Raw genomic sequence first — 26,188 nt, forward strand, 5'->3', positions numbered from 1 at the left:
CGATAGGTTATTTATGCTTTTATCTGATGGACTTAAACGTTTGTAACTGAGTTTTTTCTTGTCGCCATTGCCTCGGCGATTTCCCCGTCCAACGGCGAAAGTGGCGGCTGAAGACCGCAGTTTCTGCATAGCCCAGTTGCAACGCGATATCGGTAATACTCTGAATATTCTCATGCAATCGCTGTTCGGCGAAATCCTGACGCACTTGTTGTAAAAGCTGCCGATAATTTGTGCCCTGTTGTTTCAGCTTGTTTTGCAGCATTCTCGGATGCAGGTCCAATGCTCTTGCAACGCGCTCAACGCTGCATTCTCCGGTTGAGAGCAGACGGCCAATCATATTTGCCGCTTGGTCACTGAGATTATTAGGGTAACGGGTCTGCAGCTCTTTGAGGTGTTGCTGAAAATGGCGCTCTAGTGCGTCTTCATCTTGGTGGTTCTTAGCGTTAAGTAGACTCGCTTTAAGTAGGATACCGTCAAACTTATCACCGAAACGCAGTTTGTTCTGCTGGGCAAATGCGCTCTGTTCTGCCTCGAAGCTGGCGTGTTGGTTGAGGTGTAAAGAGAAGTGGCTCGCTTCAATATCAAGTAAGCTCGTAACAAACATGGCTAAGTGCGACACACTCAACTGCATCAACTGCGCGATACCGCGTTCGCTGTGCACATCAATATTGAGCGACAACCGTACCCAATCATCTTGTGGCGTCATGTTGAGAGTGACTCCTGACGAATGCAGATAGAGAAAATCATTCACCCGCACCAAGGCTTCACCGACCGTTTCTGCGCGGGAAACCAACATCGGCAAATCACCTAAACTTTGCAGGTTTTGGCGCTCGGCGAGCAACGCACCAAACAGCGGTTGCTTACAACGAGCAGCCGCTTCCTCCAGCAATTCAGCCAGCCTAGGGTAGGCGAGATACGTATCGGGATTGCGAAACTGCGCCGCAGACAGCCCGACGGCAGCCATAATCTCAACCGGATTCTGCCCCAGTTCGGAAACCAAGCTATCAAATTTATCGGCAGCGCCACTTCGTACGATATACATGTCTCGATTTTTAAATGTTAACAGATTGTAAATCGCAATGTATCAAATTTACTTCGTAAAAGGTCAAGTGAGTGCCAGTGAGTTGATCTAAGTTACATTTCGATAACAACAACGCATGGATGAGAAGCAGTATGGAACTTATCAATAAAACTGCCATTGTGACTGGGGCAGCTGGTGGAATTGGCCAAGCCATCATTGCAAAGCTGAGAGAGCAAGGAGCCAAAGTGCTTGCTGTCGATATTTCAGAACAATCATTGCAAATGTACACAAGTTTTGACCCAAAGCAGTTGGGAACCTTTGTCGCGGACGTCACCGATTACCAACAAGTTGAAGCTATGGTGAAGTGCGCGGTTGAACAGTTTGGCTCGCTTGACATCATGGTCAACAACGCGGGCATCGGTGCACCGAAACCTCTGCTTGACCACGACCCAATTGCCGATTTTGAGCCGATCTCTAAGGTCAACCAAAATGGCGTTTACTACGGCATTCTTGCCTCTGGAAGACAATTCCAAGCGCAAGGCACGCCGGGCGTGATCCTCAATACTTCTTCTGTTTACGCACGAATGGCGTCTGAGATGACCTTTACCTACAACGTCAGTAAAGCCGCAGTCGATATGATGACCAAATGCGCCGCATTAGAACTCGCACCATTGGGTATTCGTGTTTGCGCTGTCGCTCCGGGACGCGTTGATACTCCGATGTTAAGGCAATACGAAGAGATTGGCCTGTGGGACCACATCCGCAAAGAACAGATGCGTCAAAACTTCACACACCCAGAAGAGATTGCTGATGTGGTGGCGTTTCTGGTCAGCGAGAAAGCCAACTGTATCAACGGTTGTACCATCAGCGCATCTGACGGTTTCGAGAATTTTAAGTACCCACTTATGGGATAGGCGAGTACGCCACATTACAGCAATAGCGAGGATGTAAGTTATGTCATTACCAGAAGTTATTCAGCACCAAGATTTCTTATTAACTCTTAATACCAATGAGGAGTCGCTCATCAAAGACGCGCTACCGGGTGTGGATGTTTACCCGTTGTTTCTTGACCCAGAAAACGGTACTTGGGTGATTCGTGCCAAATTCAAACCGGGTATCACTCTGCCTAAGCACTTCCACACTGGTGTGGTGCATTTCTATACGCTGAGTGGCGCTTGGCACTACATTGAATACCCAGCTCAAGTCCAAACCGCTGGCAGCTACTTATATGAGCCGGGCGGTTCGATTCATACCTTCCACTGCCCTGAAAGCTCAGGCGGTGCCGACGGTTTTATGGTGATCACTGGTGCAAACATTAACTTTGACGAAGAAGGTAACTTCATCAATATCATGGATGCGGGTTGGATTGAGCAAGTTGTTATTGCAACAGCGAAAGCACAAGGCTTCACTGCGCGCTACATCAAACCGGGTGCGATTGCTGGCCTAAGCGATGAGCTAGCGGAGTAACCCCATGCAACAGATGAACAGTATCATAATGCAGGATGGTAGTGTCCGCCTGAAGCAAGTCGAAATCCCCAAACCTGCAGCGGGACAAGTGTTGGTTCGTAGTCTAGCTTGTGGCATTTGTGGCTCCGACCTTCACATTACTCGACACGCGGATGAGGTATTTGATGTATTCCACCAGCTCGGGTTGATGCCTGATGAAGCCGGTGAGCACGCTCAAGTGATGTTGGGGCATGAGTTCTGCGCGGAAATTATCGAATACGGTGCCGATACGCAGCAAACGTTGTCCGTTGGTAGCCGAGTCACCTCAGTGCCGATGTTGCTCAGCCAAAATGGCGCGGGCGTTGGTGTTACTCCGGGTACTTATGGCGCTTACTCTGAGTATTTCCTGCTTGATGAAGCGTTATTGCTACCTGTGCCAGACGGAATGCCGTCTGAGGCGGCGGCATTAACCGAACCACTAGCGGTCGGTTTGCACGCGGTCAACCGCAGTGAAATCGAAACGGAAGAAACAGCGCTGGTTGTCGGTTGCGGCCCTATAGGGCTGGCGGTGATTGCTGCACTGAAACAACGTGGCGTCAGCAATATTCTTGCGGTCGATCTTCAGGAAGAAAAGCTGCAACTTGCCAGCGAGTTTGGCGCAAATCGATTGATCAACCCGACCAAGGAAGACGAGATCGCCGTTGGTGAGCAGTACGCGATGAACTCACGTCTGGTCATTTATGAATGTGTGGGCAAGCATACCTTGATTGACGATTTTATGCGCCGCGCCCCTGCCCGAGCGCGAATCGTCATCTCGGGTATCCATACGACACCCGCAATCATTAACTACGCGTACGCGACGGTAAAAGAGCTCGACTTGAGATTCTCTTACTACTACCAACCGCACGAGTTTGAGCAATGCCTACAAGCGATTGCCGAACATAAGTTGCCTTGGCAGAAAATGCTCACCGCCAAAGTGGGAATCGACGGTGTCGAAGACGCATTTACACAGTTAATGACGCCAAATGACCACATCAAAGTCGTTATTGAACCTTGGCGCTGCGGCGCGTTAGAAGTGATTTAACTCTTAGCCAGATTAAGCTAGCTAAAACCAATTTTAGTTTGGTGACAGCCCCAACCGTAGCAGCTAGGTTGGGGCTTTTTTTGTTAGGCTTGTTCTGCGCATTCCCGTTGCAGAGCAGGGTAATCGGTGTAGCCTCGTTCGTTTCCGCCAAACAACGTTGAGCCATCGAGTTCTGCCAACGGATGGTGATGTTGTAAGCGAGAGACTAAGTCTGGGTTTGCTACGAATGGCCGTCCGAATGCGACAAGATCCGCGTAGCCTTTCTCTAACACTTCGTTTGCTCGTTGAGGATCGTAGCGACCTGCGACAATGATAGCGTTGCGAAAGCGCTTTCTAAGTTCGATTCGGAACGTCTCTGGAATCGTTGGTGCATCGGCCCAATCAGCCTCGGACAAGTGCAAGTAGGCGATGTCACGATCCTGCAGTTGTTTTGATGCTTCCAAGATTGTTGGCACGATATCTGGGCAGTCCATATCTTTAAACGTAATAAATGGTGCCAATCTCACTCCAACTCGATGCGCACCAACAGCGGCGATAACTGCCTCCACTACTTCGATAAGAAAACGGATACGATTTTCTCGTGAACCGCCGTAGTTGTCTGTTCGATGGTTTGAATTGGTTCTTAAGAACTGATCGATCAGATACCCATTCCCGCCGTGGATTTCTACACCATCAAAACCCGATTCAATAGCGCGTTTGGCTGCGTTCGCGAAATCACCGACAACTCGGTTGATATCCGCTTGTGTCATGGCGCGTGGCTCAACACAATCGACCATATTGCCGTTGCCTTGTTCATCCGCAATCCAAACTTGCGTCTCTACCGGAGCGAGCGCAGATGGCGCGATAGGTTGTTCACCATTTTGGAATGTTGGGTGAGACACTCTGCCCACATGCCATAGCTGACAAAACATCGCTGCGCCTTGTGACTTGACCGCTTGGGTCACACCCTGCCAGCCCGCCACTTGCGCATCGGTGTAAACGCCAGGGGTGAACGAGTAGCCTTGAGAATCGTCCGAAATTTGTGTGGCTTCGGAAATGATCAGCCCGGCAGAAGCGCGCTGTTGATAATACGTTGCCATCATCTCATTCGGGATGTTGCCCGGCTGAGTGGTGCGTGCGCGAGTCATTGGTGCCATGACAATACGGTTTTGTAGTGACAACGCTTTCAGTTGAGCTGGTTCAAACAGCTTATTTGTTCTTTGTTTCATGATGCGCTCCTTAGATAAGTACTGGCACGTTGGTCGCTTTACGAGCGGTTGCCATCCAATGAAGTACGGCTGGAGCCCATTGCACTTCGGGCGCACTGAAAAAGCCGCGTAGAATGGAGAACATAATGGCTTGATCAACCAGTGACGTTTGCTTTTCTGAACTTAGGTTGAGCAAGGGTTTGGTTTGTTCTATCAAAGCGGCGACTTCTTTCGCAATCGCAGGTGTATCGTTAATCAAGGCTTCAAAATTTAACGCTTCGGTTTCTTTTTTTGCACGCCATGCTTGTTTCGCGGTTTCTGTTGCAAATTCCGGTAACGTCATGTTTGACCAACGCGGATACCCGACTTTTTGTAGCGGTAAAAACGCTTGTTTTTGCCAGTCTAAAACCGGTGTTGAGGGTTGGCTGCTTTCATTGGAAGATGCCAATTCAAGGAAGTAGTTGATGATGTCTAAGCTTTCCGCCATGGCTTCACCATCGTCTTTGATCAAAAGAGGAACTTGTTTGGCGCCGATGATGTTTGTGGTGGTGCTCTCGTCGTCATAAGCAATGTTGATGACGTCGAGCTGAATATTCAGCATGCCTGCGACAAAACGGACGCGGGCGCTAAAGGGGCAATGCTCATAAATGTACAGTTTCATTTTTTGTTTCCTATCTCTGGCTGGGCAGGGCGTGTTGTTGTGCGTTGAACAGCGTTACGGCGTTTAACTTTGCCCTGTCACATAACGTTCTGGGTCTAAACAATGTCGATAGGGTCAGTATATGGATTCGACTTAATTTGATAATTGGGTTATATCTGAATTGATTATTCAGTTTTTCCAAATAATAAGGGCGCGAAGGTGGATAAGTTTTCGGATATGACGTTGTTTGTCAGCATCGTTAAACATCAAGGTCTGGCAGCGGCGGGAAGGGAGTTAGGTTTGTCTCCGGCGACGGTAACGGCAAGGCTGCAAGCGATAGAAGAACGCTATGGCGTAAAGCTGCTCAACCGAAGCACACGCCACGTATCACTCACGGACGCAGGGGCAATGTACCATCAAGCTTGTCTGAACATCATTGATAGCGTGAAAGAGACGGAAAACTTGCTGCAAACGGGTATTTCGCAAGTGCGCGGAACGTTGAAAATTTCAGCTCCACGAGATATTGGCAAACAAATTATTTCGCCGATGGTGTCGGCTTTTTCTGAGCAATATCCGGATGTGACGCCTTATCTTTATCTTAATGACAATTTATCGAACTTGGCTGAATCGGGGCTCGATTTGGTGATTCGTTACGGCGAGTTAGCGGACAGCAATCTCATCTCGCGCAAGCTGGCGTCGAGTCAACGCGTGCTGTGCGCGTCACCTGATTATTTGGCGAAGCAAGGTGTCCCAAACTGCCCACAAGATCTCGCGGATCATCGCTGCTTAGCGATGGTGCGCAGCAATGAAGAATTAAAAACGTGGCACTTTAAAGATGAAGAGTCTCACCAAACGATCACGGTCACGCCAAAGCGATTTTCTGATGATGGTGAAGTGATTCGACAATGGGCGTTGGACGGTGCGGGGATTGCGTTGAAATCGATTTTAGATATTCAGCAAGACCTCAAACAACAACGTTTAGTAACGGTTTTGGATGGGTATATGAAAAACTTCAGCGCCTTCTCGCAAGGCGCTGAAGCGGATCTGCATGTCATTTATCAAAGCCGTCAATATCAACCGAAAAGAGTTCGCCTGTTTTTGGACTTTCTAGTTGAGCAATTTAGCGCGCTGAGTGATGCCAGCAATCAGCTCTAGATGCGATTCAGAGGTTTCTCGGCGGTGGCGATAAATCCCGACGGTGCCAGGGTTTGGTTCGTTTTCCATGGTTAAGCATCGTAAGCCAAAGGATTCCAAATACGGTTTGAGGTGGCGGGTATAAGACATCACCGCGACGCTTTCTTTCAGTACATCAATACTGGCGAGCAGAGAATCCACTTCGTAAGTCGGTCTGTCATCCAGTTGCTGCCTTTCGCGTTCATTTTGCTTCGGGATTGGGTTATCGATGACGTGAGCGAATTTCTTAGCGTCATAAGTGACCGAAAGAGCGGGGTATTCGTGCAGCATATCTTCGGTGACGGTTTTCCCTAGAAGTGGGTGGTTTGGGGAAACAAAATAGGCATCAACCGTTTGAAATAGCGGAATAAACGTAACATCGCATTTAGACGACAATCCGACAATCTCGTGGCCGATGAAGAATTCAATCTGTTCGTTGATTAATGAATCCATCAAGCCTAAGTGGTTGCCAAATTCGACGTGCGTAGATGCCGATGGCTGCTTGCTCAGATGTTCATTGAGTGCTTTTTTGACGAACAGCGGCCACCACGCATCGCCAGTACCCATTTTAATTTTTCCGACTTGGTATTGTTTCCGTTCATCAATGCTTTGCATCATTTGGTTGTATTCATGCTGCATCGCGTTGCTATGGCGATAGAGGATGCGTCCGTATTCGGTCAATACCATGCCATTAGGGTGACGTTCAAACAGCGTCACGCCGAGATTCTCTTCCAGCTTCTTTAAATTGCTTGTTACCGTTGGCTGGCTTAAACCTGCCATTCTTGCCGCAGCACTGATGCTTTGGCAGCGTGCAACCAGTAAAAATTGCTGCAGAGATTTGTCCATTTTCTTTCCCCTCTAAGAACGAGGGGTATTTTGCACAATTTCATTTATAAATCACAAATCTGTAATCTCATTTGATTGAAATTATGCGCATTTCATAGATCTACATCACTGTTGGGGTTTGACGTATAGATGTTATCTATAGCTCGCTCCTGACTTCCTATTTTCCCATCAAAAGGGTGTTCTTTAGACTGTCGCCAAAACAACAATCTAAGGGATGAACATGAAACCGAGTTTTATTGCGCTTGCTGTCGCGTCTTGTATTGGTCTTGCTGGATGTGGGTCAGATTCTTCTGATGCGCCAGTGCCGGTCGACAAACCAATTATTTCAGCCGACTTATATTTACGTGGTTTAAATGGGGATTGGGGCACGGCAGAGCATGCCAAGCTAAACTATTTGGGTAATAACGAGTACGAAACCGTACTGCGCGTTGCTCGAGGTAGCAATCAGTTCAAGATTGCTGATCCGGGTTGGCAGATCCAATACACCTATTTTGAGGAGCCCGCGGCGTTCGATAAAGCTCAGGAGTACCTGCCAAAACCGGACACGAATGAAGCGTGTATGAACGATGATTGCAACTCTGAGATCACGTTTGAAGACAAAGGGTATTACAAGTTTTCTGTGAGCTTTGCCGATGAAAGTCGCGCGACAATGACTGTGACGAAAGCAACGCAAGAAGAAGCGGAAAAATACTACTCTGATGCGATTCTCGACCCTGCAATGGTGCATCAAGGGCATCAGAGTAAAGAAGTGAAACTGTTCGCCAATTACGATGACTCGAGTGATACCGTGATTTTCTCGGTGAAAGATCCTAAAGCTGAGCTGCGTGAATTTGGTATTTCAACGACGACAGAATTGCGTGATGCGCTCGACCAAGGCTTAGTGATCAATGAACAAACAGGACCGCGAGTGGTGTCGGGTGATGTCGCGTTTGACGCGTTGTTTGCATTGACGATGAAAGAGCTAGACCAGCTTGCCGTTTCTGAAATCAAAGACGGCAATTACAACTACAACAACCCAATCAAAGCGGAAGTTTTTGAGACGGGCGCGAAGTGGCATTACGTATGGACGCGTGATTTGGCGTACGCAGCAGACCTTTCGCTTGCATTGATGAATCCAACTCGCGTGCAAAATGGTTTGAATTTCAAATTGTCCGCTTTTCGCGACACGACCGATCAGCAATATGATGGCGAGCAGATTGTGCAAGACACGGGCACTGGCGGCAGCTGGCCAATCAGTACCGACCGCACGACTTGGGCGCTTGGTGCAGAACGCTTACTTTCGGCATTGGATGGGGAAGAGTACAACCAGTTTGCCGAGCGCGCTTACAAAGCTATCAGTAATACACTTGAAGCCGATCGCTTGGCGGCTTTTGATTCTAAATCCGGTTTATACACTGGCGAACAATCATTCCTCGATTGGCGTGAGCAAACTTACTCAACGTGGACGCCAAACGATGTCAATGCGATTGGTAGCAGCAAAGCGTTATCGACAAACGTGGTTCACTACCGCGCGATTCAGCTCGCGGCTAAGTTAGCAGAGAAGTACGATTCAACCAACGCGGTCAAATACACCGAGTGGGCTGAGCAGTTAAAAACCGCTATCAACGAGCAGTTTTGGAATGCCGAACGCGGTATGTACGTAAGCTATTTGTTTGACAATGGCAAAGACATCGCGGTCGACAAATACGATATGTTGGGCGAAGCGTTGGCGATCATCAGTGGCGTGGCAAGTGATGCGCAGGCGAAACAAATCATGGCCAATTACCCACACAGTGAGTTTGGCGCGCCGGTTTACTTCCCTCAACAACCGGACGTGCCTGTGTACCATAATCGCGCAATTTGGCCATTTGTTACCGCGTACAGCTTGCGCGCCGCGCATCAAACACAAAACGTGGCTGCGGCGAACAATGCGATTCAATCGTTGGTTCGTGGTACCGCGACCAATTTGTCCAACATGGAAAACTTAGAGTGGCTTTCTGGTAAGTCATTCATCATCCATAGTGATCATGGCGAAGACCAGAGCTTGGATGGCCCAGTGATTAACTCTCAGCGTCAGCTTTGGTCTGTGGGTGGCTACTTGAACATGGTGGTAGAGACGCTATTCGGCATCCATACCGAAACAGGTAATTTGGAAGTGAAGCCATTTATCACAAGCTGGGTGCGCAATAACTTGTTGGCTCAGTCTGAACAAATCACGTTGGAAAACTTTGCTTTCAAAGGAAAGAACTATTCGGTAACCATTGATTTGCCTGAGGCAAGTAAAGATGAAACAGGCTACTACCCAGTTGAAAATGTCACGATGGACGAAGAGGGGCATTTCCACGTGACACTGGGCGCGCTTGTGAGTGTAGATAGCAGCATTACTTTAGTTTCTGGGGTGAAACCGTATGTGAGTGAAGACAGTCGCGTTTATTCTCCGCAAGAGCCAACATTGGTGGTAAAAAGCGTTGATAATTCGGTTTCGATTGACGTGACGAGTAAGTACAACGTGAACTTGTATCGCAATGGCGAGCTGATTCAAAAGAACGTGATTGCTCAATCTTATTCCGATACGCCAACAGGTTTTGCTTGTTATTTGGCTGAAAGCATTAACGATAAAGGCTTCCGTTCTAACCCAAGCCAACCAGTTTGTGTCGGTGAAGAGATCCGCATCAAACTTGATGGCGAATATCAGCCACTCAAAGACAATGTCTCAGTGGTTACGGTGAGTAAAGAGAGTGGCATCGTAAAAGGTGCAGAGTCGTTTACAGCTCCTGTAACGGGCACTTACCAGTTCGATGCTTGGTACAACAATAACCTAGGGCAACTTAATACTGGCATCACGAACACCGTGAAATTGTTAGAGGTATTGGATGATGCAGGTAAAGTGGTTGGTCAAGGTTACTTGCAGATGGGCCATATTGGTGAAAACCAAGGTATGCGTTACTCAACGCCAATTGAAGTGACGTTGGCGCAGGGAAAAACCTATCAGATCGCGTTGAAGGACCACTTCAATATGAGTTACCTCAAATCGAATGAAACCTACATCTACGCTGGTGGTATTGAGGGTGAAAAGAACGAAGCGCAAATCGCAGATATTCGAATTACACCTTTAATGTAGGCTGTTTTAACAAAGCAGTGTTCTAGAAAACTGTGTTCTAAGAAAAACAAAGCCGCTGAGATTATCAGCGGCTTTGTTGTATTTGCTATCGGGGGCCGTTTACAGATTAGTTTGCAGCCTGCGGACGAGGCTTACGGCGCTGACCTGACGGTTTGTTTCCTGCAGGCTTAGCATTGTTTGGCTTGCGGTTACCAGACGGTTTACCAGCGTTGCCACTCTTATTACCGTTTGGTTTATTTCCACTCGGTTTATTGTCATTTGGCTTGTTGCCGTTAGGTTTACGGTCATCTGGTTTGCTGTGTGCACGACCTTGGCCTTCACGGTTACCTTTAGGCTTACCCGCACCGCCTTGGTTGGTGCTGTTTTTGTTGCCGTTGTTACCGCCGTTGAAGCGACGTTTAGGTTTGTTTGCACCATTGCCTGCTTTCTTTTCGGTTGCTGGAGCGTTTTCAACCGAAGCATTTGGCGCTTTTGGTTTTTTCGGCTTCTTAGGTTTTTTCGGTTTGATTGGGCGCGTATCCAGTTTAGATTCTGGCACCACATTGGTTGGCGCAAAACCTTCCAACTCTTTACGTGGTAGTACTTCTTGAATCAAACGTTCAATCGCAAACAACTCAGACGCTTCTAGCGCGCACACTAGTGAAATCGCTTTACCTACTTCGCCCGCACGGCCAGTACGACCAATACGGTGAACGTAGTCTTCCGCCACTTTAGGTAGCTCAAAGTTCACCACTTGCGGCAATTGAGGAATATCGATACCGCGTGCAGCAATGTCCGTCGCGACCAACACACGAATTTCACCCGATTTAAAATCCGCCAGTGCTTTGGTACGCGCGCCTTGGCTCTTGTTACCGTGGATGGCAGCAGCAGGTAGATTTTGTTCGATCAGGAACTTCGCTAGACGGTTTGCTCCGTGTTTTGTTTTCGTAAACACCAGCACTTGCTTCCAATCGCCGTCTTTGATCAATTTAACCAACATCGGTGCTTTCTTCTTAACGTCTGCTGGGTAGATGCTTTGCTCAACCGTTCTCGCTGTCGAGTTTGCCGGATTGACTGAAATCTCAACTGGGTTGTTCACCAAGCCTTTCGCAAGATCGCGGATTTCATCCGAGAAAGTCGCCGAGAACAGTAGGTTCTGACGTTGTTTTGGTAGCAGAGCTAGGATCTTACGAATGTCACGGATAAAGCCCATATCCAACATACGGTCTGCTTCATCCAGCACTAGCACTTCCAGTTGGTCGAACTTCACCGCATTTTGGTTGTACAAATCCATCAGGCGCCCTGGTGTCGCGACCAACACATCCGCACCTTTGCGAAGACGCAGCATTTGCGGGTTGATCTTCACACCACCAAAAACAACTGCACTGCTTAGTGGAAGGTGACGGCTGTACATAAACACGTTTTCTTGCACCTGAGCCGCAAGCTCACGTGTTGGCGTCAGGATAAGTGCACGAACTTGGTTAGCACGAACGCGAGGGCCGTTCGATAAACGCTCAAGAATCGGTAGCGTAAAGCCTGCAGTTTTACCTGTACCAGTCTGCGCTGCTGCCATTACGTCTTTCCCTTCCAAAATAGCAGGAATTGCTTTTGCCTGAATTGGCGAAGGGGTGTCGTAGCCTTTCTCTTGAATAGCTTTAAGGATTGGAGCAGATAGACCTAACGAGGTAAAACCCATATGTATGATTCTCAATTGTAGAGTTAGATAACAACGCGCCGAAAACAAATCGGTACGAAAAGTGCGACATTCTGAGGCTTTTACGCGCGGGCTTCAACTAATTCCGTTATGGATAAATATTTGAACTGGATCTCATTTCTTTTTGGCAGGCAAAACTGATAACTGGTTTGATCGATCGATTGAATGGTTTTACGTTGGCGATGCCCATTCTTACATCGCTATCACGGCATGCAGTTTGAGTTTATCGAATGCTTTTCGGAGCAAGGGGGAGGCTTGATCCTTTCATTACTCCGCTTTTGCATGCGTTAAAAACGCACTCGTCAATTGCTGAAAGAGCGAATCTACCGATGGGCGGTCGGATACATGATGGAAGAGCGGTGTGTGGACATCACCACGAATATCATCGCTGTGACCGCAAAGCTGATTACACATTCGTACTGGTTCGACAATCTTCTCGACGTCGGCATCAATCAGAATGCATGCTTGTGATAACACCACTTGTCCACCGCCTTTTTTAAGTAAAACGCGTTGCGCGGTTCCCACGATTTTTTGCCCGTCAATGTTGAGGTTGTACTCGCCATCACAGTAGGAATACGGTGTAGCATGAACATCCACTTTCACGCCGAGCTGTTCAAAGAAAACTGTTAATATCGCACATAAATCGAGATACGCTTTTTTGATGTTGTAAGGCTTGCCTGCTGGCCAGTGGTAAATGTGGGATAGATTGATAATACCTGGCACCTGAGGGACTGGGGCACCACCGGTTTTACGAGAAAAGAGTTTCCAGCCCGACATGTTTAACGCATATTCCAATTCATTAGACACTGGCCATTTCTTACCAGCGGGAAGCACGAGCGTTGGACTTTTTACTTGCCAAAGCAATAGCACTTGCGAGAGTTGGTTGGACTGAACTTGTTTAATGAGCTCATCTTCTTTGTCAAATGCATCAGCGACTTCCGTAGCTGTGTAGCGAATTAGCTTATTTTTAGCAACCAAACTCTATCCCTCGCGGCTATTTAATCATTACTGTTGTATCTCAGATACAGCTTTATTGCTAGGTCTGTGATTATTAGGTTTTTGCTCGCTAGCTGCATGATCACCTTTTGGATCTTTTCCGTTGTCCATTAATTCTACTTGAACACGCGATAAAAAGTTTTTGCTAGTCATCACATCAGCCATTCATAAAATCTGCCATCTATGAAAAATTTTGGCGATATAAGTATGAAAAAGCGAGTGATGACTCTCGCGTTAGCGGCATCATTAACGGGATGTGTGACGTTCCCAACTCAAGAATCTGAGCAAGTACAGGTGCTTTGGGACAATGTGAATGCGATTGAAAACTGTGAACTAATGGGTACCGTGATCGGCTCAGAAGGGCACTTTTACGACTACTGGCTTCACGCAGATAAAGACATGGTATGGGGGACGCTAAACCAAATGCGCATCAAGGCGGCAGATTTGGGCGCAGATACCTTGTATTTATACCAACCGTTAAGCTTTTCTACGTCAGTGACGATGTTTGCAAACGTTTACAAGTGCAAACAGTAGCGATTTGCTTGCTCATAACTGAAAGACAGGCGTCGCTCGCCTGTCTTTGATGTGCTCAACAAACATGGGTTTGTTCGTCAGGTTCTCTCTCGCCGTTAATTCACATTGGCCGTTGCTACCGCGACAGAGTCGGAAAACGACAGCGTGAAATCTTGCTCTGTATTGAGCACTTTGGCTGGAAACTCTAAGCTTAATTGCGCGTGTGGCGCGACTTCCGAAGCAATACTGGTGATGAATTTTCGAGTTTCTCCAGGAGAGATCGACAAGCTGTTTCCATCTTTGGATGAAAGCTCGGCAATGCCCATCGTTTGCAGCGTGTTGCCTGCCGTATCAGCCAGATGCAATAAAGATTCTGACTTATAGACCAACTCTCCACTTTCGGTGCGATAGGCGCTAAATGTGTTGAAGTTTGGCTGTAATGAACCTTGAGAACCTACGTTTGTGACGGAAAACATCACGTTAGAACCATCAAAATTCTCGACTTTCACCAACACGTTACCGTCTTGGTAACGAGCGGCTGCCGCAGCACTTGCTTGCTGTTTCTGCCTCTGTTTTTCTTTTTCAATGTTGCTCAATTGGTTTTGCTCGTTTTCTAGGCGGTTTTCAGCCATCGCGTACGATTGATCCACCATTGCCAACAGCGCTGGGATTGAATACAGCGTTAGACCTTCCAAATGGTCAAAGTCGATTTTGGCATGCTGAGTAAGTTCGTGATTCGAGAACTGGCAGTAGCCATCAATCAAGCTAACGAACGCGACTTCAAAAGTGCCCTGTAATCGGTTTACTTCCTGTGCGGCTTTTTCTAAATCTGAGCGTACTTTTCGGATCTCTTCCAACGTTTTTTGTGGCAAACGTCCATTGGGCGACACGTCATTGGACACCGAGACCAGTTCTTCGGTTACAAATGGATTGTTTTGGGCTGGAATCACCGTGGTGATGCGGTTGGATTTGGTGATGTCTTCGCCCAATAAGACCATCATTTTTTGCGATACGGCGGTTGTGTTGCCCGCTAATACGTCACTACAGTTTGGAGACGTACTCGCATACGCGGCGAATGCGGTAAAAAGTGAAAAGATAACGGACCAGCCAGTGGTGACGAGTCCTGTCGTGGTTCGAGTGTTCATCCTGATAACCCCTCTGTCATTTGGTGCGATTCACTGACGTAATTGCCAATCAAGCGACTGGCTCGCGACATTCAGAATGGTTCTGGTCAATCCTTCGTAGTGGGTATGCCCGCAGATGCTTTCTAGTCGATTTTTCAATCGCTAAGCCACGACTGAGTAAAGTGTCTGAAATTGAGAGCATTAATGCTGCGAAGTTGATGTCTTTTGTCTGAAAGATAGACGTAACTTTTCTAACCATCAAATACGTGATTAGGTTCTCACTTTTATATGAGTGAGAGGATCAAGAGAAAACAGGCACTTACTGTAGAGAGTTGATTTGAAGGAAAAATATAAATTTTTTTGGGGAACTTTTTTGATGCTGCCTTTGAGAATTTTTTCGAATCTCAAAGGCAGGTTCTAACGCGGGGTACTCAATTACAAAGTGTTAAGTACATCCGCAAGTCGAGTGACAGCCGTCGTCAGTTCTTCTGGTGTGGCATTGGTAAAGTTAAGACGCAGAGCGGCTTTTACCTTGGAACCTTCCGGATAGAATACCGGGCTTGGCACCACAGCAACCCAGTTTGCGAGTAGAGTTTTCGCCAGTTCGAACGTGTCGCATTCTGGAATTTCGACCCAGACAAACATGCCACCATCGACAGGTTTGAGTACGCAACTTTCTGGCAGCTGTTTTTGCAGCTCAGCAAACATGACATCGTAACGCGATTTGTAAAGTGCGCAGATGGTTGAAATGTGTGTTTCGAAATTGTCATGCTGAAGTAGACCATGCAGCAATGCTTGCATAGGAATACTAGAGTGCAGATCTGCACCTTGTTTGATTTTGATGAGTGGCTCAAGGTAACTGCGTTTGCCGGTTACCACACCAATACGCAAGCCTGGTGAGGCGATTTTGGAGAATGAACGCAATACGATGGAGTGCTGCGGGCAGAAATCCGAAACCAGCGGCAGTGCTTCACCAGAAAAACGCAGCTCGCGGTATGGTGCGTCTTCAATGAATGCAACGTCGTATTGGATACAAAGCTCGGCAACTTTTTGGCGAGTCTCTAGCGCCCAGCATACGCCCGTTGGGTTGTGAAAATCGGGCACGGCGTAGAACATTTTTGGTTGCTGCGTGGCAAAGCATTGCTCGAGTTCTTCAAGGTTTGGGCCACACTCGGTTTGTGAAACGGTCACGATGTTGGCTTGCACTAAACCGAATACTTGCATAGCACCAAGGTAGCTTGGTGCTTCCATCACCACTTTATCGCCCGGATTCACGTACGCCCGCGCAATCAAATCTAGCCCTTGCTGAGAACCCGTTGTGATCATCGCCAAATGAGATTCTGGCAGTTGGTAATAATCGGTCAAAAAGTTAAGTAGCGGGGCGTAGCCTGCTGTTGCGCCGTATTGAAACACCTCTGGCATATTAGCGAGGTTTTCGAGCGTCGGTTTCATTAAGTCGATCGGGAAGGTTTTTTCGTCCGGTAAGCCACCCGCAAGAGAAATGACGTTCTTATCGCTCGCTGCTGCGAGGATCTCTCGAATGTAGGATGACTTAGTTTGTTGTAATGACTGTGCGATTTCCATGTGCTGTGCTTCTCGTAATTGTCTTTTTTATGTCAGAAATAGTATAGGTAAATTGCCAAGCTTGGTGTGTCCATTTATGCTGTTAAACATGTCCATTTATGCTGTTTGAGCGAAAGTTTACTCCGTGAGCCATCAACAAGTTTCCAGAATCAATGACGTGCTGTTTTACATTCACCAGGACATTAGCAGAGATTTATCAGCTAAAGAGCTAGCGGACGTAGCAGCCTATTCTGAACAACACTTCCATCGTATTTTTAAAGATGTCGTGGGGGAATCCATCCATCAATATATCCGCCGTACCAGAATGGAATACGCCGCCAATCAACTGATGTTTGATACCGGCTCATCGGTGTTAGACATTGCTAACAAGTGCGGCTTTAACTCGGTATCTTCTTTTAGCCGAGCGTTTAAAGCGACGTTCGCTATGTCACCTGGTGCATGGCGAAAGCATGATTTACAAGTCGCAGAAAAACCGTATTTGAAGGATCCGGAAGTAGCTGCGGGTTATCATCGGGTTGCGAAACGCGAGTTGCCAGAACCAAAAATTATGGAGGTCCCACAACGCTTTGCGGCGTATGTTCGACATGAGGGCTATAACCGCTCCATTCGCAATGCGTGGCTGATTTTGAAAGCGTGGGCAAGTTCTGAGAATCGGGACTTTTCGGTTCAATATGGTTTGCATCACTCCAACCCTGCTTGGGTTGAGCTCGACAAGTGTCGTTATGTGGCTTGTATGGCGATTGATAAGCCGCTCAAAGTACGCGGTGTCGTGAATCAAATGACGATTCCGGGTGGTTTACATGCCGTTTTTCGCTTAACAGGGGTATATGGAGAGCTTCTTCCTCAATTGAGTATGGTGTTAGAGAAGTGGTTGCCGAATTCAGGCTTTAAGCAGCGTTCTACTCCCGCTTATGTTCACTATCAGAAAAACCATTTCCTTAGCCATGATGAGGCGTTTGAGCTGGACTTCTATCTGCCCATCAGTTTTTTCTAACTGGAGTCTTTATTTACTATCCGTAAGGAAGAAAATGCTAAGCTCTTTATGGTGATTTTTTACAAATAATTGAAAATTAAATGAACATCGATCATGTAAAGCTATTTGTCCGTTTGGCTTCGACACACAACATCAGCATGGCTGGTCAGGAGCTTGGACTTTCTCCTGCTGTCGCTAGTGCGCACATCAACAAACTTGAGGACAGCTTAGGAGTTCGTTTAGTTCATCGCACCACACGCAAAGTTTCCTTAACTGAAGAAGGGCAGGCTTTTTTACCTCACGCGGAGGAGGTCCTTGCAACAGTGGAGGCAGCAAGGGGAGCTGTTGGCTCAGGGCAGAGTGCGCCAACGGGAGTATTACGTATAACCGCCTCTGCAACTTTTGGTCGCTTGCATATTGTGCCCGCATTAAAAGGTTTTATGGCGCGTTACCCAGGGTTAACCGTGGACTGCCGATTTTCTGATTCCATTATTGATCTGGTTGAGGGAGGTTTCGATGTCGCCATTCGTGTCGCTGAGTTGAAAGATTCTTCATTGGTCGCAAGAAAGCTTGCGCCAGATCGTCGTATTATCGTTGCATCACCAGATTATATTGAACAATTTGGGAGACCTAACAAGCCCCAAGACTTGACGAATCATCAATGTATTAACTTAGTTGGAATGAATAATTGGTCATTCAATACAAAAGATGGAATGGTCAATGTAAGAACTTCTGGTCGTTTTAAAACTGATAATGGTGATGCGATGAGAGACGCGACGGTAAACGGGTTAGGTATTTCTATCAACTCAGTTTGGAGTGTTTATCAAGAATTACAAAGTGGTCAGCTAGTGGAAGTACTCGAAGATCACCCTTTAGCGATGGATGCTGGGATTTGGGCTGTGTACCCAAGCTCTCGTTTAATTGCGCCTAAGGTGCGTGCCTTTATTGATTACTTTGCTGAATACTATGGCACGCCACCTTATTGGGAAGAGGTTTAAAAGTCACAAAGACCATAATCCGTGCTCAGTTGGAATAGCAAAAAAAGCAGACCCATGCAGGGTCTGCAGTGTTAGAGAGATTAAAAGTCTGCGTTTGTATCGGTACCAACAAAGACGCTAATTCCGCTGGTAGATTGATAAATGCTAAAGGTTTCACCTGCAACAATACCATCTACAGAATCGTCATTTGCGGTACAGGTATAGCCGACGGAGTACGTACCGGGCTCTACAAAGCCAAATTCATATTCGTAATTTGCTTCATCAATGTCTTCCACTACGTTCGCCGCTGCGATTGGCATTATTTGGCCTTCTGCGCCTGCAAATGGCCCCATGTTCTCTTCGGCGATATTTCCTTCATATAGGTAGACCGCGTGTGCATACCCATTTGCGCTTGGGGTATCCGTTTCGCAGTTTTGGTAGGTTAATGTTGCGATATCTCCCTGAATCTCCCCCGTTGTAACCGTGTTAATTAAAGTGACTGAGGTGCGCTGAATACTGTAGCCCTCGTTTTGCCCAGTTCCGTCTTTTAAGCCACGACGCAGGTCAAACTCCACCACAAATTCGTTGTTGTCAGGGTTGACTGCGAAGGTATCATTAAAGAACAGTACCCCAGAATTCGGATCTTTTCCGACCCCCTGCGGACAAGCCCCATTACCTTTTACGGTCAGTGGTATTTGATTGCCGGTCGCTTCATCAACAACATAGGATGGATAATCCGGATGATCGCCATCATTCGCAAACACGCAGAGTTTGTAATTGCCAATGGGTATCAGCTCGTCGTCCACTAACTCTTGAGCGTTACTGCCCTGGAAGTCGAGTAAGTTAACGCTTAATGGTATTGGATCTTCATTATCGAGCAGAGGATTACCATTTTCGTCAACGAAATTTCCGTCTTCGTCGGTTTTATACACATCGAAAACTTGTGGTGTACCACCATCCAAAGGGAGGAATGCCACTTTGTTGTATGCGATAACCACTTCTGATACGTCATCAATAGGGGCATCTGATACAGACAAGGTAACCGGAGTCATTGTGCTGACAGAGTCACTGTCTGAATTACAGCCAATCAACGCAACTGTTATTGACGCACTGATCAAGCCAATTTTCATGCTGTTCATTTAGATGTACCTTTTTATGAGAAGTGTATTAAATGTAGTCGATTATTGATAAAACACAGAATAATAACGAGCGGAGTCGCGCGGTTAAAAGAGTGATAAACCATGACTAAGAAGTTCAGTAAAAGTGTGCTCAAATCGACGATATTGTGCTATTTCAAGTGCTATGGTTAGAAATGTACCGCTCAAAAAATGAGCGGACAAATACATCAACAACTCTAGCCAAGAGGTCTCTATGTTAGGTGAAAATCACTCATTAACTCATGAATTCCCAGAACATTTGGATACCATTACTCAGCTTACCGAAAACGATGCATCATTTGCTGAAACCGTTAAAAACTACAATGCTTTAGATAAGGAAATCCGCGTACTAGAACTTCAAGGAAGCCCGATTGATGATCACGAAATGAACGTGTTAAAACATAACCGGGCTGAGCTCAAAGACTGGCTCCACTCGCGAATAATGGGTTCTTAGTGACGAAATGATCATCGGCTCGTAAATAGCGGGCCGATTTTAGTTCCAATGGACGATGCCAAGTGTGCAAACATTAGGAGTGCTGAGCAGGAGCTTGGAGCGGCAGGTGACCAGTTTTTACCCAAATGATCGTTTCTTGCTCTACAAAAGGAAAATGCTCGCTCATATGTGGGCTTCGGATCCAAGAGAGAGCGGGATAGGTACCTAGCTCGTCTCTAAACTCTCCTGACAATACGAAAATCTCTTCACCACCAAAGTGACGGTGTGGTTGAAATTTCTCACCTTTTGGCCACTTAACCAACGCGACATGTTCGTGCTCAAAATTATGTAGAGGCATGACTTGCAACCCACCGACACCACTCTGCCAGCTCGCTTGGTTTGTATTAATGCGAACTGTTTCAAGATCCTCAGATTCGAACTGATTTAGTTTAACTAAAATCACACAGCCTTCTTTGCTAAATGGTGCGTGTTGACTTCCTGGAGGGTTACGAAGGTAAGTGCCGGCAGGGTAGTCACCGTATTCGTCGGAGAATACTCCCTCGAGCACCAATATTTCTTCTCCTTGAGGGTGAGGATGAGTTGAAAACTGCGAATTTGGCTCGTACTTAACGACGCTGGTGGTATGCCCTGATTCTTTGGCTTCTCGTTCCAAAGGTTTGCGCCACACACCTTTGGAAGGGCTGGCGATCCATTCCTGTTGAGCAGTCTCTATCACGATTCTTTTTGAAAAATCCATATTCAACATATTGAAATTCCGTTACTTATTTAATTACTAACTCTCATTAGTATACGTTTAAAAAACATCAATTGATTCATTTGTTGATAGCCTAATTCATGGATTGAGTACGAACATGAAATCGGAGCCTAATTTAAATTTCTGCTTGTGTAATGAGAATTGTTATATTATAACATCGCAAAATTAAATGTTATAACATAACAAAAGGAAAAAGTAGTGAATAAGAAATTGGTGTCTCTCGTGATCGGTAGCATTTTTGCATCCCCTGTTTTTGCCGACACACTATCGAACCCACAGATTGGTGTTGTTGTTGATGGCTACTACCAAGATGGCCAACGTCATAATTCTGAGCGCGAAGAAGGCTTTGGTCTAGGCCATACGGAATTAAACTTCTCATCAAATATCGACGACAAGTTTTACGGCGCATTGACCGCGGTTCTTGAAAGTCATGGTGATGAGACAGAATTAGAGCTTGAAGAGGCATTCATCGAAACTTTGGCATTGCCATATGGTGTAAATGTGCGCGCCGGCCGATTTCTATCTGACTTTGGTTATCTGAATAACCAACACATGCACACCGATAGCTTTGTTGAGCGTCCAATTGCTTATCGTACTTTCCTTGGCTCGCACTACTACGATGATGGTGTACGTGCAAACATCGTGTTGCCAACCGACCTTTATGTAAAACTTGGTGTAGAAGCGCTCAGTGGTAGCAAAATGTCTTCTGTCGAAGATGGTTCTGAAGTTGGCGTGTACACCACGACGCTGAAGCTTGGGAATGACTTCTCCGAATCTTCAAGTTGGCAGTTTGGTTTAAGTTACCTGCGCAACGAAAACGGCAAGGTTAAAGAATTCGAAGATCACGACCACGGTCATGAAGAAGAGCATGATCACGATCACCATCATGGCGCAGCAGTGACAGGTGCGAACCTTTACAGTGCTGATTTTGTTTGGAAATGGGCACCAGACGGTAATTACAAATACAGCAACTTCACGCTATCGGCTGAATACATGCTGTTAGACGGTGTGGTAGACAGCAAATATAAAAACGATGCAGAGTCACCAGACAACTTAAGCGCTTACTATGTTTCGGGTGTTTATCGCTTCAACCCAAGCTGGTCAGCTGGTCTACGTTACGGCGAAGCAGAAAGCTACGATGGTCATGCACACGGCGACCACATGCATTTTACTGAGCTGAATGATAAAGAAATGGATGCGATGATCGCATGGGATTCTTCTCATTTCGGTACTATCCGTGCGCAATACACTCGCATTGATAACCAAGACAGCGAGACAGACAACGTATTCACTCTGCAATACGTTATGACATTTGGAGCGCACGGTGCACATGCGTTCTAAGCTGACATTAAATAAATGCAGTTTAGCGATGATGGCGGCGGGGACTGCCATCATCTCTTCACCTGCTTTGGCTCTTAACATCTTTGTTTGTGAGCCAGAATGGAAAGCCCTTCTCGAAAGTCACGCCCCAGACGCGACCATCTATTCCGCGACCACCGCCAAGCAAGATCCTCATTACGTACAAGCTCGCCCTTCTTTGATTGCAAAGATGCGCCAAGCCGACATGGCTATGTGTTCTGGCGCGGAGTTAGAAGTAGGGTGGTTGCCTATGTTGCAAGTTCGCAGTAGTAATGGTGCGGTACAAAACGGTTCACAAAGCATGATCTACGCGACCGATTTCGTGCGCATGTTAGACACTCATGATCATGTCGACCGCAGCATGGGGGACATTCATGCGCACGGAAACCCACATGTGCAGTTTGCGGCGAATGACATGGTTGCGATTTCTCGTGCTGTGACGGAACGTTTGAAGAGCATCGACCCTGAAAACGCGCAAAGCTATCAAGTGAATGGTATGAAGTTTCGTGCTCACTGGCGTAAAAAGCTCAATGAGTGGAATGAGAAAGCCGCGCCATTAAAGGGCAAACAAGTGGTGGGCTATCACGAAACCTACCGTTATCTATACGATTGGCTTGGCATGGAGCAAATTGCTGACCTAGAACCGAAACCAGGCATTTCTCCTACCACTTCGCACCTTCAATCTTTAACTAAGTTGGACTCAGATTCTTTTGAAGCGATTGTCTACTCGTCGCATCAAGACCAGCGTCCAGCAAACTGGTTACAAAAACAAATCAATAAGCCGCTGATTCAGCTGCCTTTAACGGTTTCTGATGGCGAAAGCTTGGATGAAATGTACGATCAGGTTATCGATGATTTGTTGGACGTGCTCGTGCAACCTGTTCCGGTGAAGATCTAAGCCATGGCAGATTATGCATGGCTATTACCAGCGGTGCTGTGTGGCTTGATTGCTCTGGTTGGTAATGTGGTGCTCGGACAACAAGTGTTAAAGCGCCAAATTATCTTTATTGATTTGGCGGTGGCACAAGTTGCGGCCTTGGGGGCAGCGCTGAGTCACTATTGGTTGAACCAATACGATCTCTTTTACGGTTCTTTCTTTGGTGAGATGGTTGGCCCTTGGGTGATGTCGTTACTGCTTTGCGGTCTGATCGCCCTAATGGAAAAGCGCTACCAACAGCATTTAGAGCCCATGATTGGCAGCTTGTTTGTCGTGTCTGCATCGCTGGCGATCCTGCTGGTGAGCAAAGACCCACATGGCGGAGACTTTATTCAGGGCATTCTTAATGGGCAACTGTTATGGGCGACTTGGGCAGACGTTTGGCCTTTGGCACTTATTACCGCTGCGATGTTGCTATTGGTTTGGTTAAAACCTGCGTTTATGCGCGGTAGTGGTTTTTATCTGATCTTTGCTATTCTGATGCCCATTACGGTCAAGTTAACCGGTATTTATTTAGAATTTGCTTTGTTGGTGATTCCAGCGTTATGTGCGGCAGCATTGAAGGGAACTCGATTCTTTGTCGCCAGTATCAGCATTGGTATTGTTGGGATCTTATCGGGTATTGCCGCATCGGCTCGCTATGACTTACCGAGTGGTGCGAGTATTGTGATCACCCTGTTTATTACTGGCATGTTGTTTAATCTCTTGCTTCAGCCTTTTCTGGTGAAAATAACAAAACCAGCTTTTGTAAGAGATTAAAAGACAAGTAATATTGGTCTGATGAAGTAGTATTTGATTAATCAGACCAATACTTTTCTATCCAAGTCCTCCAATCGTGTAACTTTGCGCCTTCCAACACACTTTCTTACGTTGATCTTGCCATAGTCATCAAGTTGCCTTGATTAGTTCACATCCGACTCCCAGACTGTTTCTATAGTTTTTATAAGATATAAAAGACCCTGCGTATGAGAAGCGCAGTTGTAACGCGACTAGGCATAAAAACAAAAAACGCTAGGGATACAAGCGAATTTGTAATCTCAACAATTAAGGAAGACCAAGATGAAACCGGAAAAAGTAGCAGTAGTCACTGGTGCGGCTCGTGGTATTGGCCAAGCGATTTGTGAACAATTACTGGAGGATGGATTCCATGTTGTCGGGCTAGATATAGCGCCCGTGGAATGGAGTCAGTCGGCGCAGCTAAGCAGTTATCAAGTCAACTTGTGTGATGCCGAAGCCGTCAGTGAAGTAGTAGAAAGTGTTGTAGAGCAGCACGGAAGAATCGATGCTCTGGTTAACAACGCGGGCATCACTCGAGATGCATTGTTGCCAGACATGTTAGAGCAAGACTGGGACAGCGTGATCGACGTGAACCTAAAAGCGGTGTTCTTACTCACCCAACGTGTTGCTCCTGTCATGCTAGAGCAGGGTGCAGGTAGTATTGTCAGCATTTCTTCTATAGTGGGAACGGATGGTAACATCGGCCAGAGCAACTATGGCGCAAGTAAAGGCGGCGTCATCTCAATGAGCAAAGGCTGGGCGAAAGAGCTGTCAAGAAAGGGTGCACAGATACGCGTCAACTGTGTCGCGCCAGGCTTTATCGCCACCGATATGACCAAGAACCTGCCAGAGAAAGTCATTCAAATGATGGAAGGCAAAACCCCATTAGGGCGCATGGGCTCAGTTCAAGATATTGCCAGTGGCGTCTCTTTCCTAACCTCAGACAAGAGCGCCTACATCACAGGACAAGTGCTCAAGATTGACGGTGGGTTGGTATTATAGCTCGCTAATCAAAACGTCAAATACCAAACGCCCTTTACTTATATGAAGGGCGTTTTTGTTTGAGGAATGTTATTCGGGCTTTTGACACTTTCACTTTATTCGTTTCGCACTGCCGGACTTGTATGATTAAGTATAGAGTGAGTACACATAATTCACTTTTACATCGTTCTCTGTTATTAACCTAGATATGTAGCTAATCAAAAATATTAACTTCGAAATAGAATAGCTGTTGAGGTATTAAAGTATGATTTTGTTGCCCATGGTATTAATTTAAATGATAATGCCAAGAAATAATTAACTTTGAATACTCACTATGTACTTAAAAACTGTACTGTTTAGCGCGTCAACTCTTCTTATTTTGGGTTGTAACTCCGAATCAACTAACCCATCTACTGAAGAAAGCGGATGGATAGTTGTAAGCTCTCACTCCGAGCCAAGAAAGCATCAGGTAATTTACGAAAAACATAGCAGGAAAGGTCTAAGTCTTGCCACTAACGTTCCGGATCTTGACCTGCCTTTAACTTACCAACTAGCGAACCAAATTATTGAGGTCAAAGAAGAGCTTACATTTGGTGAAAATATTGACGGGAACCGCCTAACTTGGAAAGCTATTGGCAATGCTAAACTTAGAGAAAATCAAGTCCACTACGGAGTTAATAAAGATTACTCAGCTTCTAATGAAGGTATTGCTATCGGTTATGTTAACTTTGAGTCGAGGTTTGAGGCTGAAGGACAGCTTGGAATCGAAAAGTTAGTAATTGCGATGTATGACGATGTCAAGAGTGTCGAATTTTACTCTGGATGGGATAGTTCTAAAATATCTTGTTACCAAAATACGTTTGATGAAGACTTAGCTTGTTACGGTGAAATTTTAATTAACGACGATATAGTTCATGTTTTTGATAAATATCTGTCGTATGAATATGTAAACATGGTTTACGACACCGTTATGTCCAAAGGTCGAGAAGATATAATTGAGGCAGATTTTCAACATCAAATTAAATACTTACTAGTCGAAGAGAATAACGTTGAGATGCATTAGCTTGATTACTTTTTGGTAATGAGTGGCTTTTCGAAGCCGAAGTGACCATGAGCAAGATTATTAGATTTTACAAAACTCATTTATGTTCAAAAAATGAGTTTTGTAGATATTAAAATGCATGGAGCCAAATTCTCTCACTGATTCTATGAAGTTTTTGTGCGCTCTAACCACAAGACAATCTATAAAAGACGTTGAGCCAACGTCTTTGCCACAATGCCACCTGTTAATAAGGCTTTCAATGCCTCTTTCTCATTGCTATTCAAATGTGCGCTGGTTAATGATTTTTCTGTAAGTAACACAATTGAACGTGATAGAAGTAACAAAATGGCCTCTTAACGGTAACGTTCCC

25 protein-coding genes are annotated in these 26,188 nt (G+C 46.2%); 14 read left to right on the forward strand and 11 right to left on the reverse strand.

Annotated elements, in window-relative coordinates; genetic code table 11:
• Positions 1-19 precede the first annotated feature (19 nt).
• Positions 20-1,042 (reverse strand): helix-turn-helix domain-containing protein, encoded by a 1,023-nt coding sequence (locus R7Q48_RS01100; protein ID WP_170890203.1) that lies wholly within the window; start codon positions 1,040-1,042, stop codon positions 20-22.
• Between the two features lie 131 nt (positions 1,043-1,173).
• Here R7Q48_RS01100 and R7Q48_RS01105 point away from each other — a divergent pair, with 131 nt between their 5' ends.
• From R7Q48_RS01105 to R7Q48_RS01115, 3 genes are read left to right on the forward strand one after another with little or no spacing between them, the layout of a single operon-like run.
• Positions 1,174-1,935, forward strand: coding sequence for an SDR family oxidoreductase (locus R7Q48_RS01105; protein WP_318132112.1), 762 nt, complete (start codon positions 1,174-1,176; stop codon positions 1,933-1,935).
• A 40-nt stretch (positions 1,936-1,975) separates the two neighbouring features.
• Entirely contained in the window at positions 1,976-2,488 is a 513-nt protein-coding gene (locus R7Q48_RS01110; protein WP_064354540.1) for a 2,4'-dihydroxyacetophenone dioxygenase family protein, read from the forward strand.
• Positions 2,489-2,492: 4 nt separating this feature from the next.
• A complete protein-coding gene (locus tag R7Q48_RS01115) occupies positions 2,493-3,551 on the forward strand; it encodes a zinc-binding dehydrogenase (protein ID WP_318132113.1) in 1,059 nt (352 codons plus the stop codon).
• Between the two features lie 83 nt (positions 3,552-3,634).
• On the opposite strand, the gene R7Q48_RS01120 is transcribed toward R7Q48_RS01115, so the two are convergent.
• Positions 3,635-4,759: an alkene reductase gene (locus R7Q48_RS01120; protein ID WP_318132114.1), complete on the reverse strand. Its 1,125-nt coding sequence runs from the start codon at positions 4,757-4,759 to the stop codon at positions 3,635-3,637.
• A 10-nt stretch (positions 4,760-4,769) separates the two neighbouring features.
• Positions 4,770-5,399 (reverse strand): glutaredoxin 2, encoded by a 630-nt coding sequence (gene grxB, locus R7Q48_RS01125; protein ID WP_318132115.1) that lies wholly within the window; start codon positions 5,397-5,399, stop codon positions 4,770-4,772.
• 198 nt (positions 5,400-5,597) lie between these two features.
• On the opposite strand from grxB, the gene R7Q48_RS01130 reads away from it, so the two are divergent.
• Positions 5,598-6,533 (forward strand): LysR family transcriptional regulator, encoded by a 936-nt coding sequence (locus tag R7Q48_RS01130; protein ID WP_025547532.1) that lies wholly within the window; start codon positions 5,598-5,600, stop codon positions 6,531-6,533.
• On the opposite strand, the gene R7Q48_RS01135 is transcribed toward R7Q48_RS01130, so the two are convergent.
• Complete coding sequence (locus R7Q48_RS01135; protein WP_318132116.1) at positions 6,486-7,397, reverse strand: LysR family transcriptional regulator; 912 nt, start codon at positions 7,395-7,397, stop codon at positions 6,486-6,488. The genes R7Q48_RS01130 and R7Q48_RS01135 overlap by 48 nt on opposite strands.
• 220 nt (positions 7,398-7,617) lie before the next feature.
• On the opposite strand from R7Q48_RS01135, the gene R7Q48_RS01140 reads away from it, so the two are divergent.
• Positions 7,618-10,497 carry an MGH1-like glycoside hydrolase domain-containing protein gene (locus tag R7Q48_RS01140; RefSeq protein ID WP_318132117.1) on the forward strand — a complete coding sequence of 960 codons (2,880 nt, stop codon included), beginning with the start codon at positions 7,618-7,620 and terminating at the stop codon, positions 10,495-10,497.
• Positions 10,498-10,603: 106 nt separating this feature from the next.
• On the opposite strand, the gene R7Q48_RS01145 is transcribed toward R7Q48_RS01140, so the two are convergent.
• The 3 genes from R7Q48_RS01145 to R7Q48_RS01155 form a co-directional block, all read right to left on the reverse strand.
• Positions 10,604-12,172, reverse strand: coding sequence for a DEAD/DEAH box helicase (locus tag R7Q48_RS01145; protein ID WP_318132118.1), 1,569 nt, complete (start codon positions 12,170-12,172; stop codon positions 10,604-10,606).
• A gap of 285 nt (positions 12,173-12,457) precedes the next feature.
• The gene (locus tag R7Q48_RS01150; RefSeq protein ID WP_213968692.1) at positions 12,458-13,168 is read right to left on the reverse strand and encodes a biotin/lipoate A/B protein ligase family protein; all 711 of its coding nucleotides are present in this window, start codon (positions 13,166-13,168) and stop codon (positions 12,458-12,460) included.
• A 27-nt stretch (positions 13,169-13,195) separates the two neighbouring features.
• A complete protein-coding gene (locus R7Q48_RS01155) occupies positions 13,196-13,351 on the reverse strand; it encodes a hypothetical protein (RefSeq protein WP_196358484.1) in 156 nt (51 codons plus the stop codon).
• 42 nt (positions 13,352-13,393) lie between these two features.
• Here R7Q48_RS01155 and R7Q48_RS01160 point away from each other — a divergent pair, with 42 nt between their 5' ends.
• Positions 13,394-13,720, forward strand: coding sequence for a DUF4156 domain-containing protein (locus tag R7Q48_RS01160; protein WP_256902794.1), 327 nt, complete (start codon positions 13,394-13,396; stop codon positions 13,718-13,720).
• A 95-nt stretch (positions 13,721-13,815) separates the two neighbouring features.
• Here R7Q48_RS01160 and R7Q48_RS01165 read toward each other — a convergent pair whose 3' ends face one another.
• Positions 13,816-14,844, reverse strand: a complete 1,029-nt coding sequence (locus R7Q48_RS01165; protein WP_256902793.1) for a hypothetical protein — start codon at positions 14,842-14,844, stop codon at positions 13,816-13,818.
• A 414-nt stretch (positions 14,845-15,258) separates the two neighbouring features.
• Positions 15,259-16,407, reverse strand: coding sequence for a PLP-dependent aminotransferase family protein (locus R7Q48_RS01170; RefSeq protein ID WP_025527327.1), 1,149 nt, complete (start codon positions 16,405-16,407; stop codon positions 15,259-15,261).
• 124 nt (positions 16,408-16,531) lie between these two features.
• Here R7Q48_RS01170 and R7Q48_RS01175 point away from each other — a divergent pair, with 124 nt between their 5' ends.
• Together R7Q48_RS01175 and R7Q48_RS01180 are read left to right on the forward strand one after the other, a co-directional pair.
• Complete coding sequence (locus R7Q48_RS01175; RefSeq protein ID WP_256902792.1) at positions 16,532-17,401, forward strand: GyrI-like domain-containing protein; 870 nt, start codon at positions 16,532-16,534, stop codon at positions 17,399-17,401.
• Between the two features lie 80 nt (positions 17,402-17,481).
• The gene (locus R7Q48_RS01180) at positions 17,482-18,378 is read left to right on the forward strand and encodes a LysR family transcriptional regulator (protein WP_213961042.1); all 897 of its coding nucleotides are present in this window, start codon (positions 17,482-17,484) and stop codon (positions 18,376-18,378) included.
• 80 nt (positions 18,379-18,458) lie between these two features.
• On the opposite strand, the gene R7Q48_RS01185 is transcribed toward R7Q48_RS01180, so the two are convergent.
• Positions 18,459-19,496: a DUF4382 domain-containing protein gene (locus R7Q48_RS01185; RefSeq protein WP_256902791.1), complete on the reverse strand. Its 1,038-nt coding sequence runs from the start codon at positions 19,494-19,496 to the stop codon at positions 18,459-18,461.
• Positions 19,497-19,728: 232 nt separating this feature from the next.
• Between R7Q48_RS01185 and R7Q48_RS01190 the strand changes: the two genes are divergently transcribed.
• A complete protein-coding gene (locus R7Q48_RS01190) occupies positions 19,729-19,968 on the forward strand; it encodes a YdcH family protein (protein ID WP_005373737.1) in 240 nt (79 codons plus the stop codon).
• Between the two features lie 73 nt (positions 19,969-20,041).
• Here R7Q48_RS01190 and R7Q48_RS01195 read toward each other — a convergent pair whose 3' ends face one another.
• Positions 20,042-20,713 (reverse strand): cupin domain-containing protein, encoded by a 672-nt coding sequence (locus R7Q48_RS01195; RefSeq protein WP_213899220.1) that lies wholly within the window; start codon positions 20,711-20,713, stop codon positions 20,042-20,044.
• A 207-nt stretch (positions 20,714-20,920) separates the two neighbouring features.
• On the opposite strand from R7Q48_RS01195, the gene R7Q48_RS01200 reads away from it, so the two are divergent.
• The 5 genes from R7Q48_RS01200 to R7Q48_RS01220 all read left to right on the forward strand — a co-directional run bounded on the left by R7Q48_RS01200 (position 20,921) and on the right by R7Q48_RS01220 (position 25,839).
• Entirely contained in the window at positions 20,921-22,063 is a 1,143-nt protein-coding gene (locus R7Q48_RS01200; protein ID WP_239938767.1) for a hypothetical protein, read from the forward strand.
• The gene (locus R7Q48_RS01205) at positions 22,053-22,979 is read left to right on the forward strand and encodes a metal ABC transporter solute-binding protein, Zn/Mn family (RefSeq protein WP_256902790.1); all 927 of its coding nucleotides are present in this window, start codon (positions 22,053-22,055) and stop codon (positions 22,977-22,979) included. Before R7Q48_RS01200 ends, R7Q48_RS01205 begins: the two co-directional genes overlap by 11 nt.
• Before the next feature lie 3 nt (positions 22,980-22,982).
• Positions 22,983-23,777: a metal ABC transporter permease gene (locus R7Q48_RS01210; protein ID WP_256902789.1), complete on the forward strand. Its 795-nt coding sequence runs from the start codon at positions 22,983-22,985 to the stop codon at positions 23,775-23,777.
• 300 nt (positions 23,778-24,077) lie between these two features.
• Positions 24,078-24,797, forward strand: a complete 720-nt coding sequence (gene fabG / locus R7Q48_RS01215) for a 3-oxoacyl-ACP reductase FabG (RefSeq protein WP_256902788.1) — start codon at positions 24,078-24,080, stop codon at positions 24,795-24,797.
• A gap of 313 nt (positions 24,798-25,110) precedes the next feature.
• Positions 25,111-25,839, forward strand: coding sequence for a hypothetical protein (locus R7Q48_RS01220; protein ID WP_025767960.1), 729 nt, complete (start codon positions 25,111-25,113; stop codon positions 25,837-25,839).
• Positions 25,840-26,188 lie beyond the last annotated feature (349 nt).

It is taken from the genome of Vibrio sp. 378 (assembly GCF_033339435.1).

Excerpts from the sequence above, each read along its gene's own strand:
- fabG (WP_256902788.1), top strand. The coding sequence starts at position 24,078 with ATGAAACCGGAAAAAGTAGCAGTAGTCACTGGTGCGGCTCGTGGTATT.
- R7Q48_RS01190 (WP_005373737.1), top strand. The coding sequence starts at position 19,729 with ATGTTAGGTGAAAATCACTCATTAACTCATGAATTCCCAGAACATTTG.
- R7Q48_RS01180 (WP_213961042.1), top strand. The coding sequence starts at position 17,482 with ATGAACATCGATCATGTAAAGCTATTTGTCCGTTTGGCTTCGACACAC.
- grxB (WP_318132115.1), bottom strand. The coding sequence starts at position 5,399 with ATGAAACTGTACATTTATGAGCATTGCCCCTTTAGCGCCCGCGTCCGT.
- R7Q48_RS01100 (WP_170890203.1), bottom strand. The coding sequence starts at position 1,042 with ATGTATATCGTACGAAGTGGCGCTGCCGATAAATTTGATAGCTTGGTT.
- R7Q48_RS01210 (WP_256902789.1), top strand. The coding sequence starts at position 22,983 with ATGGCAGATTATGCATGGCTATTACCAGCGGTGCTGTGTGGCTTGATT.
- R7Q48_RS01120 (WP_318132114.1), bottom strand. The coding sequence starts at position 4,759 with ATGAAACAAAGAACAAATAAGCTGTTTGAACCAGCTCAACTGAAAGCG.
- R7Q48_RS01195 (WP_213899220.1), bottom strand. The coding sequence starts at position 20,713 with ATGTTGAATATGGATTTTTCAAAAAGAATCGTGATAGAGACTGCTCAA.
- R7Q48_RS01145 (WP_318132118.1), bottom strand. The coding sequence starts at position 12,172 with ATGGGTTTTACCTCGTTAGGTCTATCTGCTCCAATCCTTAAAGCTATT.
- R7Q48_RS01115 (WP_318132113.1), top strand. The coding sequence starts at position 2,493 with ATGCAACAGATGAACAGTATCATAATGCAGGATGGTAGTGTCCGCCTG.
- R7Q48_RS01205 (WP_256902790.1), top strand. The coding sequence starts at position 22,053 with ATGCGTTCTAAGCTGACATTAAATAAATGCAGTTTAGCGATGATGGCG.
- R7Q48_RS01155 (WP_196358484.1), bottom strand. The coding sequence starts at position 13,351 with ATGGCTGATGTGATGACTAGCAAAAACTTTTTATCGCGTGTTCAAGTA.
- R7Q48_RS01110 (WP_064354540.1), top strand. The coding sequence starts at position 1,976 with ATGTCATTACCAGAAGTTATTCAGCACCAAGATTTCTTATTAACTCTT.
- R7Q48_RS01105 (WP_318132112.1), top strand. The coding sequence starts at position 1,174 with ATGGAACTTATCAATAAAACTGCCATTGTGACTGGGGCAGCTGGTGGA.
- R7Q48_RS01170 (WP_025527327.1), bottom strand. The coding sequence starts at position 16,407 with ATGGAAATCGCACAGTCATTACAACAAACTAAGTCATCCTACATTCGA.
- R7Q48_RS01220 (WP_025767960.1), top strand. The coding sequence starts at position 25,111 with ATGTACTTAAAAACTGTACTGTTTAGCGCGTCAACTCTTCTTATTTTG.
- R7Q48_RS01160 (WP_256902794.1), top strand. The coding sequence starts at position 13,394 with ATGAAAAAGCGAGTGATGACTCTCGCGTTAGCGGCATCATTAACGGGA.
- R7Q48_RS01135 (WP_318132116.1), bottom strand. The coding sequence starts at position 7,397 with ATGGACAAATCTCTGCAGCAATTTTTACTGGTTGCACGCTGCCAAAGC.
- R7Q48_RS01165 (WP_256902793.1), bottom strand. The coding sequence starts at position 14,844 with ATGAACACTCGAACCACGACAGGACTCGTCACCACTGGCTGGTCCGTT.
- R7Q48_RS01140 (WP_318132117.1), top strand. The coding sequence starts at position 7,618 with ATGAAACCGAGTTTTATTGCGCTTGCTGTCGCGTCTTGTATTGGTCTT.
- R7Q48_RS01185 (WP_256902791.1), bottom strand. The coding sequence starts at position 19,496 with ATGAACAGCATGAAAATTGGCTTGATCAGTGCGTCAATAACAGTTGCG.